Origin of the sequence: Pseudomonas guariconensis (genome assembly GCF_040822035.1) — a bacterium.
Lineage (GTDB): Bacteria > Pseudomonadota > Gammaproteobacteria > Pseudomonadales > Pseudomonadaceae > Aquipseudomonas > Aquipseudomonas guariconensis.
The window spans coordinates 3051386-3066002 of sequence record NZ_CP162012.1 but is presented as its reverse complement, the minus strand read 5'-3'; the positions used below and the strand labels follow the sequence as shown (position 1 = coordinate 3066002).

The following is a 14617-nucleotide window of genomic DNA, read 5'->3' as shown; positions in this document are numbered from 1 at the left end:
CCGGGGTGCAATCAATTGCCGTGGGGCAGTGCGTCAGTTGCTGGAGGCGTCGGCCGACAGGCGCTCGTCCAGGTCAAGCACCGCATCGAGCAGTACCGTGGCGCCCTTGGCGCATTGCTCGGGTGAGGAGTATTCGCGCACGTTGTGCGAGAGCCCTAGGTACGACGGAATGAAGATCATTGCGCTCGGAGCCAGGCCGGCCACGTGCGCAGCGTCGTGCCCGGCGCCGGAGACCATGCGTCGTGCCGAAAAGCCCAGGGCCTCGGTGCAGGCGGCCACGACATCGACGATGCGTGCGTCGAACCTGACCGGTGGTTTGAGCCATACCCTGCGCACCTGCGCCTCGGGGGAGATGCGCCGGATTTCGGCGGTCAGTTCGGTTTCCAGGGCCGTGAGCCCTGTATCGGTGGGGTGGCGCAGGTCCACCTCCAGCGACACCGAGCCCGGTATGACATTGCGTGAATTGGGCCCGGCACTGATGTAGCCGACCGTGCCCACGCCAGGGCTATGGCGGGCTGCCACGGCCTCGACCGCCAACACGATCTTGGAGGCCGCGACCAGGGCATCCTCGCGCATCGTCATGGGACGGCCACCGGCATGGGCTTCGACGCCGGGCACTTTGATGTCCAGCCAGCAGACCCCCTGTACCGCTTCGACGACACCGATCTCCAGGTTCTGCGCTTCCAGTACCGGCCCTTGCTCGATATGCAGTTCCAGGTAGGCGGCAAACGGCAGGAAGCCAGGCTCACGATCACCGGCATAACCGATGGCGTCCAGGGCCTGTGCCACTGAAACACCGGACTTGTCGCAGGTCGCAGCAACGGTTTCCAGCGAATGGGCGCCGCAATAAACGCCCGAGCCCATCATGGCCGGGGCAAAGCGAGAACCCTCTTCGTTGGTCCAGACAATGACGGTGATCGGATGGGCAGGGCGCATCCCGGCATCCTGCAATGCGCGCAACAGCTCGACACCGGCCAGCACCCCGAGGATGCCGTCGAAGCGGCCACCGGCAGGCTGCGTGTCCAAATGGCTGCCCATGGCAATGGGGGCCAGGTTTGGGTCGCGGCCTGGGTAGGTCGCGAAGATATTGCCGATCCGGTCGATGTCGATCGTGCAGCCCAGGGCACGGCACGCGGCCACGAACCAGTCCCGAACCTGACGGTCCTCCTCGCTGAGGGCCAGGCGACGCATGCCGGTTTCGCCCAAGGCGCCGAACCTGGCGGTCGACATCAAGTCCGCCCAGAGACGGTCTTGCTGGATGAGCACTTTGCGCGCCTTGCTGGTCGATACGCTCATTGCTGGCCGTCCTGTTTTTTCACGTAGCGGTATTTGAAGTCGCAGCAGGGCGCGCCTTCCATCAAGGTCTGGGTACGTTCGAGTTCGATGTTCGGGTCGTAGCCTTGCGGGAACATGTAGTCGCGGTTGCACGACAGCAGGTGCCCGATGTGGCCCAGGCCCATTTCCCGGTACATCTCGGCGTAGCGGCAGCGGTGGACGGTGTAGTTGAAGTGCTCGTCGGTGGCCGTGTCGACGGCGATGATCAGCGCATCGTCCTGGGTCCACAGCGACTGTAGCTCCTGGAAGGTACGCAGGCTGGTGCCACCCGGGGTCTTGGCGGCGAAGGCCTGGCCGGCCTCGACGGCGGCCTTGCGGATCGCGGCATCGATGATCGCTTGGGCCATGTCCTCGCCCAGGCGGGCGCAGAGTTCCTGGTAGATCGGTGCGATGACACCGGCTTCGATACGGCGCCGGGCAAGGATGCCGATCTCGCCGTCGGTGGCGGATGCCGGACGGTAACCTGGCTTGTCACTCATGCTGCTTCTCCTTTGCTGGAGTTCTTATGGGTATGTGTCGGCACTATACCCAGCAGCACTTATTGGCTGGTAACGGATTTATCTGATAGTTTGATCGCGATTTGCAATAAATCAGGCGCGCGATCGACCCTGCGCCCAACGGCCTCAAGCCTGTAGAGGAAACACCCCGATGGATACCGTCCTGCTGCGCAGTTTCTACAAAGTGGCCTCGGTGGGGAGCTTCAGTGAGGCAGCGCGTCTGCTCAATGCCAGCCAGTCCACGGTCAGCGGGCATATCGCCAAGCTCGAGGACTACCTGCAGACCCAGCTTTTCCGGCGTACCACCCGCAGTTGCCAGCTGACCACGGCCGGTGACGTGCTGCTCACCCATGTCACCACCTTGCTGCAGGTCATCGACCGGATCGAGGAAGAGTTCTGCCCCGCGCGTATGGGCGGCACGATCAAGCTCGGGCTGCCGGATGAATATCACCTGTTCTCGCGCCTGGCGCCGGTGCTGCAAACCTTCATGGCCATGCGCCCGAAGGTGACCATCAAGGTCACCTCGGGGTTGTCCTACGAGCACAGCCGGGCGCTCGCCGATGGCTTTCTCGATGCTGCGCTGATGCGCGAGCCGTTGCAGGAAGGGCAGGTGGCAGATCTATGCCCCTCCCAGCTGGTGTGGATCGGCCTGCCGGGCTTTGACCTGGACCAGGCCGAGGTCCTGCCGCTGGCGCATATTTCAGGGCATTGCCTGTACTTTCGCGAGGCTTTCACGGCGCTGGACCAGGCGGGTGTGCCGTGGCGTTCGGTGTATGACTGCAACACGCTCGAAGGCATTCGCACGGCGGTGCGCAGTGGCCTTGCCATTGCTGCCATCCCCGAGGAAGACTGCCCTGATGATCTTGTGAAGCTGCATCATCCGCGGTTGCCCAGGCTGCCCATCGTGCATGGGCAGTTCAAGACTGCCCACCGCGAACCGCCGGTCATCGTGCAGCAGTTGCTCGCGACCCTGCGCGAGGCCTTGCAGGCCGATGGAAACTAGCAAAGCAGCTTGCCGAAGCCGGTCATGGAGGGCGTACGGCCCATGCAACGCAGTGCATGCCAGAAGGCTGCCTGGTTCGAGGTGATCACCGGCAGCCCTGTTTGCGCCTCCAGCGGTGCGATCAAGTCCAGCGTGGCAGCGGTGGTGCAGGAGAGGAAAAGTGCATCGGCGGTGGCGATATCCATCTGAGCGATGGCACGTCGATAATGCGCCAGCCCCGGAGTGGCGATCTGCACGTCGCTGGTCAGGCCAAAGCACAGACGATCGGAAAAACCGATACCGGCCTCAGCGAATACCCCGCTGGTGATCTCGGCGACATCCTCGGTATAGGGCGCGATGAATGCGATCTTGCTGCATCCCAGGTACTTCAAAGCTTCCACGGCGGCGGTCGCTGGATTGGTGACCGGCACGCCGGGACGCAAGGCAGCGATTTGCCCGGCGATTTTCGCGGGTCCGATGATCGCGGAGCCGGAAGTACAGGCGAAGACGATGGCATCGAGTTGTGCTTCAGGCAGCAGCAAACCCATGGCGTCCGGGATGCCGTCTTCGAGCCGCGCGAGCGTGGTGGGCGTCAGTGGCATCGATTGCGCGATCCGCGTGGTCACGATATCGACCCCGGCCGCCAGGCCTATGCGCCAGAAGTCACGCTCGACCAGCACATCCGACGCCAGCGCGATCAAGCCCAGACGAGGGCGGCGCTGCGGTGGCTGAGTGAAATCGATACCCGTCTGGTGCTGCTTCATGACCTGATCTCCCGGCAGTCAGTGCTATTTGGTGCCCGGTCCGCATCATAGCGGAGGGACAAACGCACGACTGACGGTGTGTTTCGGCAGGTCCATCGCGATCTGCGATGAATGAGGGCAAAGGTGGCGCCAGGTACCTGGGCATCGGGCGATGTCCAGGTACCTCGGTGAGCCAGGCGCTCGTCGCGGAGCGAGCCTGATCAGCGATCGTTCTTGGTGGAGGAGTGGACTGCGTTGTCCAAGCCTTTGGTGTTGTGACTACCCGGCGTGGTGTCGGAGATCGCTCGGGCCTTGTCCAGGCCGCGGGTTTCCTTGGAGTGTGCGACTCCGGAGGTCACCGAGCCATGCCCTTCGCTGTCATTTCTGTCCTGGCCGTAATGCTTGCCGCTCACGCCGTGGTCGCGGGTGGCTTTGCCGGCATGCAGACCACCTTCGTTGGCGCCATTGCTGTTGCTGCCATGGTTGCCGCCCAGCCCGCCCTTGCCGCCGCCATGGCCACCGCCGTGACCGCCGCCGCCGCCATGACCGCCGCCGCCGCCATGACCGCCGCCACCACCATGACCGCCGCCGCCGCCACCGCCGCCACCCTTGGCATAAACCGAACCAATCGGGGAAAGGTCAGCGGGCAGTATGGCTGTAGCACCAAGCGCGAACGCGCACACTGCTGCAACTACCAGGGTTTTCTTCATGATCGAATCGCCTCCAGGGGCGGGATTGGGATGCCGATATGACATCGTCCAGGCCACTGAGTTCGCGGCCTGGCGACGAAATGCAGGCACGCCGGTGCCAAGTTTTCGCTGTCGGGTTCTGTTGGTGGGCGCTACGCTCAGTAGCGGCATTCTCAAGTAAGGAGACAGATGCAATGTCCAGACTCAACACACTGCTCGCCGCCACGCTGGGGCTGGCCTTGCTGGGCGCAGCCCCAGTGCTGGCCGACCCAGGCAAGGGCAATGGCCACGGCAAAAACATGCAGCACGGTAATCAAGGTCATCAGAATCCGGGCGGCGGCAACGACTGGCGCGGTGGCCCGCAGATAGACATCGGGGGCATTCGGGTCATCCTCGACGATAATCGCGGCTACTGGAGCCCGGGAGCAGACCTGCCGCCTGGCGTGCGGAAGAATCTGGCACGCGGCAAGCCGCTTCCGCCAGGCATCGCCAAGAAGCTCGATGGGCGCCTGATTGGCCGGCTGCCTCACTATGACGGCTATGAGTGGCGCCAGGCGGGCACCGACTTGCTGCTGGTCACGATCGCCACGGGCCTGATCTATGAAGTGCTGACCAACGTGCTGGATTGATCCGCCCTGGCGCTGCCACGCCGCCTTGCAAGCTCAGCGGCGTGGCTGCTGGAAGGTGCGCGGGGGCTGCCCGAATTCCCGTTTGAACATCGCCGTGAACGCGCTAGGCGTGGAATAGCCGGCATCCAGCGAGACGTCGAGAATGTTGTGGCCTTGGGCAAGCCTGTCCAGCGCGATCAATAGCCGCGCCTGTTTGCGCCATGTACCGAAACTCATGCCCACATCCTCATGGAACCAGCGCTGCACAGTCTTGATGTTCAAGCCAAGGAAGGCGGCGCACTCGGCCAGCCCCCAATCCAGCGTCCTGTTCTGGACAAGGTGCTGGCACAGCGCTTGAAGGCGCTGCCCCTTGGGGCGCGGCAGGTAGATCGCCGAGACTCTGGCGAGCGCCAGTTCATCGAGCAGCAACCCGACCAGGCGGGCATGCCGGCTACCTTTGGCAATCTCCAGGTCCATGCCCGAGGTCTCGATGATCAATTCGCGCACCAGATTGGAGATGGCGTAGACCGCGCACTCGCCAGGCATGCCCGGGGTGCGCTGTGGCGCGAAATAAAGCGTGCGGATACAGGTGGCACCGAGGCTGCGTGTCCAGTGGGCGACCTCGGCGGGAATCCACAATCCGTAATTGCAAGGCACCACCCAGCACCCCTGATGGGTGTTGACCATCAACGTGCCCTGGGTGGTGTAGAGCAACTGCCCATGGGGGTGTCGGTGGGTTTCGATGCAGGTGCCGTCCGCCAGGTCCAGGGCCAGCGTGGCCACTTCCTGGTCAGGTGGGAGGAAATGCTGGGTCGCGATCGGGGTCTTGTTGTCCATTATTCGACGATTTGTGTCCATCAGTCGTTAGACGGGAGCGCGCCAGCTTAGCATCATGGCGCCTCATACCCTCGCCCTGTGTGCCTTCGCTCATGAACACGCCTTTGCCTGACCCGGCCGATTTCTCCCAGCAGGTCCTTGCGCAGCTCAAGCGCATCGCCGATTCCCTGGAACGCGCATTCGCGCCTCCACCCGTGCCCGTCCTGGACCCCGATGCCATCGCCTACCAATGGCAGTACCGGGCCAGCCAGGGCGGCCATCGCGCCACCTTGGTACCGGTCAGGCGGCCCATGCTCATCGGCTTCGATCAACTGCAGAACGTCGACCGGCAAAAGGCGCTGATCCGCCAGAATACCCAGCAGTTTCTCGACGGCAAGCCAGCCAACAATGTGTTGCTGACCGGCTCCAGGGGCACGGGCAAGTCCTCGCTGGTCAAGGCGTGCCTCAACGAGTTCCACTCGCGTGGGCTCAAGCTGGTGGAGATCGACAAGGAAAATATCGGGGACCTGCCCGAGGTCATCGAGATCGTCAGTCACCAGCCTGGATACTTCATCCTGTTCTGCGATGACTTGTCGTTCGAGGAAGGGGATATCGGTTACAAGCGTCTGAAGACCGCCCTGGACGGTTCGGTGGCCGAGCATTCGTCGAACGTGCTGATCTACGCCACGTCCAACCGCCGGCACCTGATTGCCGAACGCGCCTCGGACAACCTGTCCATGACCCGCGGCGAGAACGGTGCACTGCACCCAGGGGAAGAGATAGAAGAGAAAGTGTCGCTGTCCGAGCGCTTCGGGCTGTGGATTTCGTTCTACGGCTTCTCGCCGGACGAATACCTGAACGCGGTGAACCAGTGGCTGGCGTTCTACGGTGTGCCTGCGCATGCCATCGAGCAGGCCCATGTGCACGCGGTTCGCTGGGCCACTCAGCGCGGCTCGCGTTCCGGGCGCATCGCCGCGCAGTTTGCCCGGGACTACGCCGGACGCTGGAGCCAGGACACGCCCTGATATCAGGGCGTGAGGCGCTTAACGACGGTAATAGCGCTGATCACGCCCGTAATAACGTCGGTCGTGATCGTAGTAACGGTGATCGTGTTCGTAACGGGCGCGGTAGTGACGGCGTTCCCACTCGTGACGACGCTCGGCCTCCCGGCGGGCCTGCTCGCGGCGCCATTGGGCACGGCGCCAATCGTCCCGTCTGTCGTGCCAGCGGCCGTCTCGCCAGTAGCGGTCGTCGTGGGCGAGCATCGGGCCTTGTTGCTTATCGGTCAGGCTGGCCAGGCTCGGCCAAGGGTTCTCGACCACCCGAGGGGTCGTGATCGGGGCGGCGGGCGCTGGGCTTGCCGCTTTCATCGGTGAAGCAGATGCCGAGCCCATCGACGCGAACGCGAACAGGCCAAGGAGCACCATTCGTGGGACGTTGATTTTCATGAGCAAAGACAACCTCTGAATGACATTGGGATCGCGGCCATGGGGCTTAAACAGCGGTGGGCCGCGTTTATTGAGCTGAGCTCCCTCACATAGACCGATAAATAGCAAAAAGTTCTAGGCGAGGGCCCGAATGATTTTGCCCACGAACCCAGTGAACTCGCGCGGGCACTATTCTGAAACGTTGGGGCTTTCTTTCGAGGAGGTGTGTCATGCGTGCGTTCACAGGGTGTTGCCTGGGGTTGATGTTGCTCGCAGGGCCCGTCAGCGCCCAGAGCGTCGTGCCGCTCAATGGCCAGAGCAGCCAGCAGATGCAACAGGACATGGACTACTGCAATGGTGTGGCCAACAACGCGGCCAACAGCGCCGGCACCTCGTCCGAGGCCCATGTCGGGGGCCGCGTGCGTGGCGCGGCAGCCGGGGCGGCGGCAGGGGCGGTGGGTGCCGAGGTCCGTGGCCGGCAGCACGAGGAACTCTATGACCGGGCCGGTGACGATGCCAAAGCGCAATACCGACAGAACCGCGCCGGCGAAGTGGCCGCAGCGGGGGCGGCAGTCGGTGGAATGCGCCAGCGTCAGGAGCGCCGGCAGGACCGCCGCAGCCAGAACCAAGCCCAGGACTCCGCCCACGCCAGCGCCTACAGCAGCTGCCTGCAGGGACGTGGCTATCAGGTCAGCCCTTGAGGTCGATGACGCGTCGCAACAGGCCGTGTGGCCTTACATATCGACTGCCCCGAGCAGACAGCGGCAGGGGGGCGATGCGCGTCTGTAAACCCTGCGCGGAAAATAAAAACCTGCGACAAGCAAACGGCCATTAATCACCCATACTCAATTCCATCTTGACTGGCGGGACTCAGGCAATCGACTTCGCGCGGGCGATTGCCTGGCATTCGAGCAAGGGGGAGGGAAATGCCTCATGACGGCAGCCTGTTGCAGGCGACGGTAGTCTTTCTGTTGGCTGTGGTGCTTCTGGTTCCTCTGCTCCAGCGCCTTAAGTTGGGCGCCGTACCTGGTTATCTGCTCGCAGGTATCGTGATCGGCCCTTCGGTGTTGGGGTTGATCGACAATCCCCACAACGTCGCACGGCTCTCGGAGATGGGCGTGGTGATGCTGTTGTTCATCATCGGCCTTGAATTGTCGCCGCGTAAATTGTGGACGATGCGCAAGTCGCTGTTCGGCGTCGGCTCGTTGCAGGTGGGTTTCACCGCGGTGGCACTGGGAGGGCTCGCCTTTGTGCTGTTCGACCAGTCGCCTGCGGCGGCGGTGGTACTCGGCGTGGGCCTTGCATTGTCGTCCACCGCGTTCGGCCTGCAGGTACTGGCAGAGCGCAAGGACCTGAACAAGCCACATGGGCGCTTGGCCGTGGGGATCCTGTTGTTCCAAGACATCGCCGCCATCCCCTTGATTGCCGTGGTGCCGTTGCTCGCCGGTGGCGCGACGACTACGGCCGAGGGCACCCGGCCATTGCTGGCGGTGGCGATTGGTATCGGCATCGTGATCATCGGAGGGCGTTACCTGCTGCGGCCGGTGTTTCTCTGGGTGGCCAAGTCGGGGCTGCACGAGCTTTCCACCGCCACGGCGCTGCTGGTGGTGTTGGGGACGGCCTGGGTGATGGAGCACGTGGGCGTATCCATGGCGCTGGGTGCATTTTTGGCCGGTGTGCTGATGGCGGAGTCTCCCTTTCGTCACGAGCTCGAATCCCAGATCGAGCCGCTCAAGGGGCTACTGCTGGGGCTGTTCTTCGTCGGCGTCGGCATGACCGCCGACCTGCGATTGCTGCTGGGTTTCCCCCTGCAAGTGCTGGGGCTGACCCTGTTGCTGGTGGGCATCAAGCTGCCTGTGCTGTTTGGCCTGGGACGTTGGGCCGGCGGCCTGAGCCGTGCCCAGGCGCTGTGCCTGGCGGTGGTGCTGGCGTCGGGGGGCGAGTTCGCCTTCGTGGTGTTCAAGCTGGCGCTGGATCATCAATTGCTGGCGCAACAGGTGCACGACCTGCTGGTGCTGGCCATCACCTTGTCGATGGCGGTGGTGCCGCTGGTGATGATGGCGCTGGCGCGTCAGTTGCGTGAAGAGCGGCCGGTATTGGAGGCCCCGGACACGCTGCCGGCAGTGGATGAAGCGCCGCAGGTGGTGGTGGCCGGCATGGGCCGCATGGGGCGCGCCATCGCCAGGATGCTGCACGCCGAAGGTGTACGCCTGGTAGCCCTGGATACCTCGGTCGAAACCTTCGGACGCCAAGCCGACAAACAAGGCCCGCCGGTGTTCTATGGCGACCCGTCGCGCTCGCAGATCCTGCGCGCGGCCAAGGTCGGCGAGGCCGAACTGGTGATCGTCGCCACCGACGATCCGCAGGTCAATCTCAAGACCGTGGACCTGCTCGCCCAGCAGTACCCGCATACCCCAGTCATCGCCTCCGTACGCGATCATCGGGATGTCCTGCATCTGCTCGAGCTGGGCGCGAGCCCGGTCCGCGAAACCTTCCATTCCAGCCTTGAAATGGCGCGTCGCGCCTTCATCGCCCTGGGCCAGGACGAAGCCCAGGCCGCTGCCTGGGTGCGGCGCTACCAGCACCAGGAGCAGCGATGGCTGCTGGAGCTGTACCAACGACGCGCGTCCAGTGAAAGGCTCGAGGACGATGACGGTTCGGCAGACGACCACCGACCGCAGGATTGACGACCAACATCGCGCCAATCGGCGCACCGACTGTTCGACCCGCCCACGGCGGCCCGGAGGTGATTCATGCAGCCGAGTTTCAAACTGGACAGCGCCCTGTCGCGGGGATTGCTGGATGTGCTCATCAAGGCGGGGTTGGTGGCAGGCTTGGTGATTTTCGCCTTTCAGGTGTTCCAGCCATTTCTCGAACTGATGCTCTGGGCAGTGATCCTGGCGGTCACGCTGTACCCGTTGCAGCAACGGATCAAGCGTGCCAGCGGCTTGAAGGACGGCCATGCGGCGACACTGGTGGTGCTGTTGGTCCTGCTGGTGCTCCTGGTGCCGATTTACTTGGTGGTGGTGTCCCTCGGCGAGTCGGTCGAGAGCCTGGTGACACTGCTCAAGAGCGGCGCCTGGAGCGTGCCGGCGCCGCCAGAGTCGGTCGCCACCTGGCCGTTGGTGGGGCCACGGGTGTATGCCCTCTGGCTGTCGGCCTCCGAAAGCCTGAGCGGGGTGCTGAACAACCTGATGCCGTACCTCAAGGATGCCGGCCGGTTGCTGCTCGGGGCCATCGCCAGTGCTGGCGGCGCGTTCTTGCTGTTTATTGCGGCGATCATCATCTCAGGGGTGATCATGGCCTTTGGCGAGCGCGGTGAATGGGCGGCGCAACGCATCGCCATGCGGGTCTCAGGCGAAGCTCAGGGCAAGCCCATCGCCAAGCTGTGCACCGCCACCATCCGTGCGGTGGCCCAAGGCGTGATCGGCATCGCGTTCATCCAGATGCTGCTGATCGGTGTCGGCTTCGTGATCAAGGGGGTGCCAGGCGCAGGCATCCTGGCCATCGCCATCCTCATGCTGGGTATTGCCCAGGCGCCTGCGACGCTGATCACGCTGCCGGTGATCGCCTACGTCTTGAGCACCGAAGGTTTCACGGTCGGCACCATCGTGTTCGCCATCTACACCTTCGTCGCCGGCCTTGCCGACAACGTGCTCAAGCCCTTGTTGCTGGGGCGTGGCGTGGACGTGCCGATGCCGGTGGTGCTGATCGGTGCGCTGGGTGGCATGGTGGTCAAGGGCATCATTGGCCTGTTCATCGGCCCGGTGATCCTGGCTGTGACCTACAACCTGTTCTGGCAGTGGGTCGCGCAGCAAGTGCCCGAAACGCCCGTCGACAAGACGTATTGAACCAGGGCTTGCCATGGTCAAACGTGTCTTTTGCTGTGCACTGAGCCTGGCCGCCTTGGGCGGTTGCACCCAGGTCGGCCCGGATTTCAAACCCGTGCCGACACCCTGGCTGGACACCTGGAATACCCCCTTGCTGGAGCAGGCCACCCACCCGGCGGCATCGCCGGACCTACGCCAGTGGTGGGCGGTATTCGCCGACCCGATGCTCGATGCGCTGATCGCCGAAGCCGATGCACATAACACCGACCTGCGCGTGGCCGGCCTGCGCATCGCTGAGGCGCGCGCGCAGTTGGCCATCGCCCAGACCGGGCGCTACCCCCAGGTGCAGCAGCTGCGTGGCGAGAGCCTTTACCTCAAACAGGACCAGTCCGGTACCCCCACGGCCCGGGACTCGGTGTTCTGGCAATCCAGCTTGGGCTTCGACATTGCCTGGGAAGTGGACTTCTGGGGGCGCTTCAGCCGCGCCATCGAGTCGGCCGACGCGCTGTATTTTGCCTCCCAGGCCAACTACGCCGATGCCATGGTGCTGTTGCGGGCGCAGGTGGCCGATACCTATTTCAGCCTGCGTACCGTCGAGGCCCGCCTGGACATCGCCCAGGAGAACGCCCAGCGCCAGGCGCGCAGCTTGCAGATCACCGAACGGCTGTTCCGCCATGGCGAGAACGATGAACTCGACTGGCAGCAAGCCCGCACCCAGTTCCTGGCCACCCAGGCCAGCATTCCGGAGCTGGAAAACCAGCTCAACGCCCTGCGTAACGTGCTGTGCGCATTGCTGGGCCGACCACCTGGGCCATTGCCTGAATTGGCGAGCGGCCACGGGCAGTTGCCGCTGCCTGACCGGGCGATCCTGCAGGACGTGCCGGCGAGCCTACTGCAGCGCCGCCCGGACATCCGCGCTGCCGAACAGGCGGTGGCGGCGCAATCGGCGCTGGTGGGCGTGGCCGAGGCCGACTTGTACCCATCGCTGAGCCTGTTGGGCAGCATTGGCTGGACGTTCGTCTCGGCCAGCCATCTGCCCGACAGCTTCCAGCTCGCCGCCGGCCCCAGCCTGATCTGGAACCCGTTCGACTATGGCCGGCGCAAGAACGCCGTGCGCGTGGAAGATGCGCGCCTTCAGCAGTTGATCGAGTTGTACCAGCGCGATGTGCGCGAGGCCGCTCGCGAGGCCGACGATGCGGCCAGCGGGCTGGTGCGCTCGCTGCAAAGTGCCGAGGTTCGCCAGCAGGCCTCCCAGGCCGCGCAACGCTCGTTGGAACTGGCCACGTCCCAGTACCGTGAGGGCTTTGCCGATTTCCAGCGGGTGCTCGATGCCCAGCAACTGTTGCTGCAACAGCAGGACAGCTACCTGGTGAGCCGTGGCAATGCGGTCGGCAGCCTGGTGGCCCTGTACAAAGCCCTCGGTGGCGGCTGGGATCCGCACCGTGCGCCCATCGCCCCCGACACCCGCCAACACATGCAGCAACGCACCGACTGGGGGGATCTGCTCGACAACCCCGCCCCAGCGCGCAACGACACAGGTGAGCCGAAATGAGCGATGCCCCAGCCCCTTCGCCGACACCCGCCAAGCCCGACCGGGGCATGCGCTGGGTCTTGCTGCTGATTCTCGTGAGCCTACTCTGGTATGTGCTCGCCGACCGTTTCACACCCTATACCCAGCAGGCACGGCTGCAGGCCTATGTGGTGCCGGTCAGTGCCGAGGTGGCCGGGCAGGTGAAGCGGGTGGCGGTGGGCAACAACCAGGAAGTGCGCAAGGGCGAGGTGCTGTTCGAACTGGACCAGGCGCAATACCGCATCGCCCTGGCGCGGGCCGAGGCCGAGCTCGACACGGTGCGCCGGCAGATCGGCGCCCATACGGCCGGCATCGACGCCGCCCAGGCTTCGCTGGCTGCCGCCCAGGCCAACGAGCGCAAGGCCCGCCAGGACGCCGAGCGCCTGGCACGCCTGTATCGGGAAGACCCGGGCACGGTGTCCGTGCGACGCCTGGAGGGCGCCCAGGCCAGCCGCGAGCAGGCCAGCAGCCAAGTGGCCGCAGCCCGCGCCGAAGTCGAGCGCGCCCGCGAGCAGCAGGGCGGACAAGAGGCGGACAACGCCCAGGTGCGCAGCGCGGTGGCCAACGTCGAAAAGGCTCGGTTGGACCTGGCACGCACCGCAGTGCGGGCCGACTCCGATGGATTGATCACCGACCTGCGCACCGATGTCGGCCATTATGTCGGCGCCGGCAGCCCGGTGATGACCTTGATCGCCATCCACGACCTGTGGATCAGCGCCGACATGACCGAGAACAACCTGGGCCACCTGCGCCCGGGCACCCCGGTGCTGGTGGTGCTCGATGCCTTGCCCGGCGAGTTGCTGCACGGACGGGTACGCAGCATCGGCTATGGCGTAAGCGTCGGCCAGAGCCCGCCGCCAGGTTCGCTGCCCCAGGTGCAGAACAGCCGCGAGTGGCTGCGTTCGGCGCAGCGCTTCCCGGTGATCGTCGAGCTGGAGCGCGATGGGCGGCTGAACGTGAGCAACCTGCGGGTCGGTGGCCAGGCCGAGATCATGGCGCTGCCAGGGGAGGGCAACCCACTCAACCTGCTGGGCCGGGTGTTCATGTGGGTGATGAGCTGGTTGTCCTATGCCTATTGAACTGCGTCGCCTGCGGGCGCTGCGCCTGGCCTGGGGCACGGCACTGTGCCTGGCGGCGAGCTTCGGCCTGGACATGCCGGTGCCGATCCTGGCGCCGGTGTTCGCCGTGCTGTTGCTGGCCATGCGCAGCCAGGCACTGGGGCTGCGTGCGGCGCCGGTGCTGGCGCTGATGGTGTTGCTCAGCTGTGGAAGTGGCCTGTTGCTGATTCCGCTGCTGCGCCATGCGCCGCTGAGCGGCGTCCTGCTGGTGGGTGTTGGTTTGTTCGCGGTGTTCCGCTACGCCTTGCGCGGCGGCAACGGGCTGCTGGCGAACCTGCTGGTGATCGGCTTGACCATGATCGCCGCGGCAGGGACCAGCGATTTCACCCTGGCGTTGTCGGTGGTCGAGGCACTGGCCAAGGGCATGCTGCTGGCGGTCATCGGCTGTGCGGTGGCCCATGTGCTGTTCCCCGAGCCGGCCGACGTGGCGGCTGCGCCAGTGCCGCCGCGCTTGGGCCCCGATGAGGCGAGCTGGATCGCCCTGCGCGCGACGCTGATTGTCATGCCGGCGTTCGTGCTGGCGCTGATCGCACCGGACCGCTTCATGCCGCTGATCATGAAGGCGGTCAGCCTCGGCCAACAGGCAGACCAGACCGATGCCCGCCAGGCCGCCCGCGAACTGATTGGCTCGACGTTGCTGGCCGGGCTGCTGGCGATTGTGCTGTGGGGTGCGCTCAGCTTGTTCGTCCATCTGTGGATGTTCTTTCTGTGGGGGCTGCTGTTTGCCCTGTGGCAGGCCCGGCGGCTGTATGCGGTGATCGGCAGCCGGCATGGACCGGCGTTCTGGGTCAGTTGCCTGACGACCATGCTGATCTTGCTCGGGCAGTCGGTGCAGGACAGCGTGGCAGGCCAGGACGTGTACCGTGCGTTCGCGGTGCGCATGGCGTTGTTCCTGGCGGTTTCGCTGTATGCCAGCGCCATGCTGGTGTGGATCGACAGCCGGCGTGCGCGACGTGGTAAATCGCAGGTGCAGCGCTACCCTTAACGCACAGTCATTTCAGG

15 protein-coding genes are annotated in these 14617 nt (G+C 64.8%); 9 read left to right on the top strand and 6 right to left on the bottom strand.

Annotated features, from left to right (window positions below; translation table 11 throughout):
• Positions 1-33 precede the first annotated feature (33 nt).
• Together AB1N67_RS13860 and AB1N67_RS13855 are read right to left on the bottom strand one after the other, a co-directional pair.
• Entirely contained in the window at positions 34-1296 is a 1263-nt protein-coding gene (locus AB1N67_RS13860; protein WP_102081525.1) for a hydantoinase/carbamoylase family amidase, read from the bottom strand.
• Positions 1293-1814: an L-2-amino-thiazoline-4-carboxylic acid hydrolase gene (locus AB1N67_RS13855; protein ID WP_289717420.1), complete on the bottom strand. Its 522-nt coding sequence runs from the start codon at positions 1812-1814 to the stop codon at positions 1293-1295. Before AB1N67_RS13855 ends, AB1N67_RS13860 begins: the two co-directional genes overlap by 4 nt.
• 169 nt (positions 1815-1983) lie before the next feature.
• Here AB1N67_RS13855 and AB1N67_RS13850 point away from each other — a divergent pair, with 169 nt between their 5' ends.
• Positions 1984-2835 carry a LysR family transcriptional regulator gene (locus AB1N67_RS13850; protein WP_052352375.1) on the top strand — a complete coding sequence of 284 codons (852 nt, stop codon included), beginning with the start codon at positions 1984-1986 and terminating at the stop codon, positions 2833-2835.
• Here AB1N67_RS13850 and AB1N67_RS13845 read toward each other — a convergent pair.
• Together AB1N67_RS13845 and AB1N67_RS13840 are read right to left on the bottom strand one after the other, a co-directional pair.
• Positions 2832-3578, bottom strand: coding sequence for an aspartate/glutamate racemase family protein (locus AB1N67_RS13845; protein WP_367863076.1), 747 nt, complete (start codon positions 3576-3578; stop codon positions 2832-2834). The two genes, AB1N67_RS13850 and AB1N67_RS13845, sit on opposite strands and share 4 nt — an antisense overlap.
• A 200-nt stretch (positions 3579-3778) precedes the next feature.
• Positions 3779-4267 carry a hypothetical protein gene (locus AB1N67_RS13840; protein ID WP_367863075.1) on the bottom strand — a complete coding sequence of 163 codons (489 nt, stop codon included), beginning with the start codon at positions 4265-4267 and terminating at the stop codon, positions 3779-3781.
• 173 nt (positions 4268-4440) lie between these two features.
• On the opposite strand from AB1N67_RS13840, the gene AB1N67_RS13835 reads away from it, so the two are divergent.
• On the top strand, positions 4441-4875 hold the full coding sequence (locus tag AB1N67_RS13835; RefSeq protein ID WP_102081528.1) for an anti-virulence regulator CigR family protein: 435 nt from the start codon (positions 4441-4443) through the stop codon (positions 4873-4875).
• 33 nt (positions 4876-4908) lie between these two features.
• On the opposite strand, the gene AB1N67_RS13830 is transcribed toward AB1N67_RS13835, so the two are convergent.
• A complete protein-coding gene (locus AB1N67_RS13830) occupies positions 4909-5691 on the bottom strand; it encodes a helix-turn-helix domain-containing protein (protein ID WP_182942938.1) in 783 nt (260 codons plus the stop codon).
• Positions 5692-5783: 92 nt separating this feature from the next.
• On the opposite strand from AB1N67_RS13830, the gene AB1N67_RS13825 reads away from it, so the two are divergent.
• Entirely contained in the window at positions 5784-6695 is a 912-nt protein-coding gene (locus AB1N67_RS13825) for an ATP-binding protein (RefSeq protein WP_052352369.1), read from the top strand.
• An 18-nt stretch (positions 6696-6713) separates the two neighbouring features.
• Here AB1N67_RS13825 and AB1N67_RS13820 read toward each other — a convergent pair whose 3' ends face one another.
• Entirely contained in the window at positions 6714-7118 is a 405-nt protein-coding gene (locus AB1N67_RS13820) for a hypothetical protein (protein ID WP_043207010.1), read from the bottom strand.
• 209 nt (positions 7119-7327) lie between these two features.
• Here AB1N67_RS13820 and AB1N67_RS13815 point away from each other — a divergent pair, with 209 nt between their 5' ends.
• The 6 genes from AB1N67_RS13815 to AB1N67_RS13790 all read left to right on the top strand — a co-directional run bounded on the left by AB1N67_RS13815 (position 7328) and on the right by AB1N67_RS13790 (position 14600).
• Positions 7328-7798 (top strand): YMGG-like glycine zipper-containing protein, encoded by a 471-nt coding sequence (locus AB1N67_RS13815; RefSeq protein WP_090344761.1) that lies wholly within the window; start codon positions 7328-7330, stop codon positions 7796-7798.
• A 225-nt stretch (positions 7799-8023) separates the two neighbouring features.
• A complete protein-coding gene (locus AB1N67_RS13810; RefSeq protein WP_367863074.1) occupies positions 8024-9784 on the top strand; it encodes a monovalent cation:proton antiporter-2 (CPA2) family protein in 1761 nt (586 codons plus the stop codon).
• A gap of 66 nt (positions 9785-9850) precedes the next feature.
• A complete protein-coding gene (locus tag AB1N67_RS13805; RefSeq protein WP_043207007.1) occupies positions 9851-10948 on the top strand; it encodes an AI-2E family transporter in 1098 nt (365 codons plus the stop codon).
• Positions 10949-10961: 13 nt separating this feature from the next.
• A complete protein-coding gene (locus tag AB1N67_RS13800) occupies positions 10962-12479 on the top strand; it encodes an efflux transporter outer membrane subunit (RefSeq protein ID WP_182815366.1) in 1518 nt (505 codons plus the stop codon).
• Positions 12476-13576, top strand: coding sequence for an HlyD family secretion protein (locus tag AB1N67_RS13795; protein ID WP_043207002.1), 1101 nt, complete (start codon positions 12476-12478; stop codon positions 13574-13576). The genes AB1N67_RS13800 and AB1N67_RS13795 overlap by 4 nt, the downstream gene beginning before the upstream one ends.
• Positions 13566-14600 carry a DUF2955 domain-containing protein gene (locus AB1N67_RS13790; protein WP_043207000.1) on the top strand — a complete coding sequence of 345 codons (1035 nt, stop codon included), beginning with the start codon at positions 13566-13568 and terminating at the stop codon, positions 14598-14600. Before AB1N67_RS13795 ends, AB1N67_RS13790 begins: the two co-directional genes overlap by 11 nt.
• Positions 14601-14617: the final 17 nt, after the last annotated feature.

Bases quoted from the DNA above. Each gene is read 5' to 3' on its own strand.
- AB1N67_RS13835 (WP_102081528.1), top strand. From the start codon at position 4,441: ATGTCCAGACTCAACACACTGCTCGCCGCCACGCTGGGGCTGGCCTTG.
- AB1N67_RS13860 (WP_102081525.1), bottom strand. From the start codon at position 1,296: ATGAGCGTATCGACCAGCAAGGCGCGCAAAGTGCTCATCCAGCAAGAC.
- AB1N67_RS13805 (WP_043207007.1), top strand. From the start codon at position 9,851: ATGCAGCCGAGTTTCAAACTGGACAGCGCCCTGTCGCGGGGATTGCTG.
- AB1N67_RS13800 (WP_182815366.1), top strand. From the start codon at position 10,962: ATGGTCAAACGTGTCTTTTGCTGTGCACTGAGCCTGGCCGCCTTGGGC.
- AB1N67_RS13815 (WP_090344761.1), top strand. From the start codon at position 7,328: ATGCGTGCGTTCACAGGGTGTTGCCTGGGGTTGATGTTGCTCGCAGGG.
- AB1N67_RS13855 (WP_289717420.1), bottom strand. From the start codon at position 1,814: ATGAGTGACAAGCCAGGTTACCGTCCGGCATCCGCCACCGACGGCGAG.
- AB1N67_RS13850 (WP_052352375.1), top strand. From the start codon at position 1,984: ATGGATACCGTCCTGCTGCGCAGTTTCTACAAAGTGGCCTCGGTGGGG.
- AB1N67_RS13830 (WP_182942938.1), bottom strand. From the start codon at position 5,691: ATGGACAACAAGACCCCGATCGCGACCCAGCATTTCCTCCCACCTGAC.
- AB1N67_RS13825 (WP_052352369.1), top strand. From the start codon at position 5,784: ATGAACACGCCTTTGCCTGACCCGGCCGATTTCTCCCAGCAGGTCCTT.
- AB1N67_RS13795 (WP_043207002.1), top strand. From the start codon at position 12,476: ATGAGCGATGCCCCAGCCCCTTCGCCGACACCCGCCAAGCCCGACCGG.
- AB1N67_RS13810 (WP_367863074.1), top strand. From the start codon at position 8,024: ATGCCTCATGACGGCAGCCTGTTGCAGGCGACGGTAGTCTTTCTGTTG.
- AB1N67_RS13840 (WP_367863075.1), bottom strand. From the start codon at position 4,267: ATGAAGAAAACCCTGGTAGTTGCAGCAGTGTGCGCGTTCGCGCTTGGT.
- AB1N67_RS13820 (WP_043207010.1), bottom strand. From the start codon at position 7,118: ATGAAAATCAACGTCCCACGAATGGTGCTCCTTGGCCTGTTCGCGTTC.
- AB1N67_RS13790 (WP_043207000.1), top strand. From the start codon at position 13,566: ATGCCTATTGAACTGCGTCGCCTGCGGGCGCTGCGCCTGGCCTGGGGC.
- AB1N67_RS13845 (WP_367863076.1), bottom strand. From the start codon at position 3,578: ATGAAGCAGCACCAGACGGGTATCGATTTCACTCAGCCACCGCAGCGC.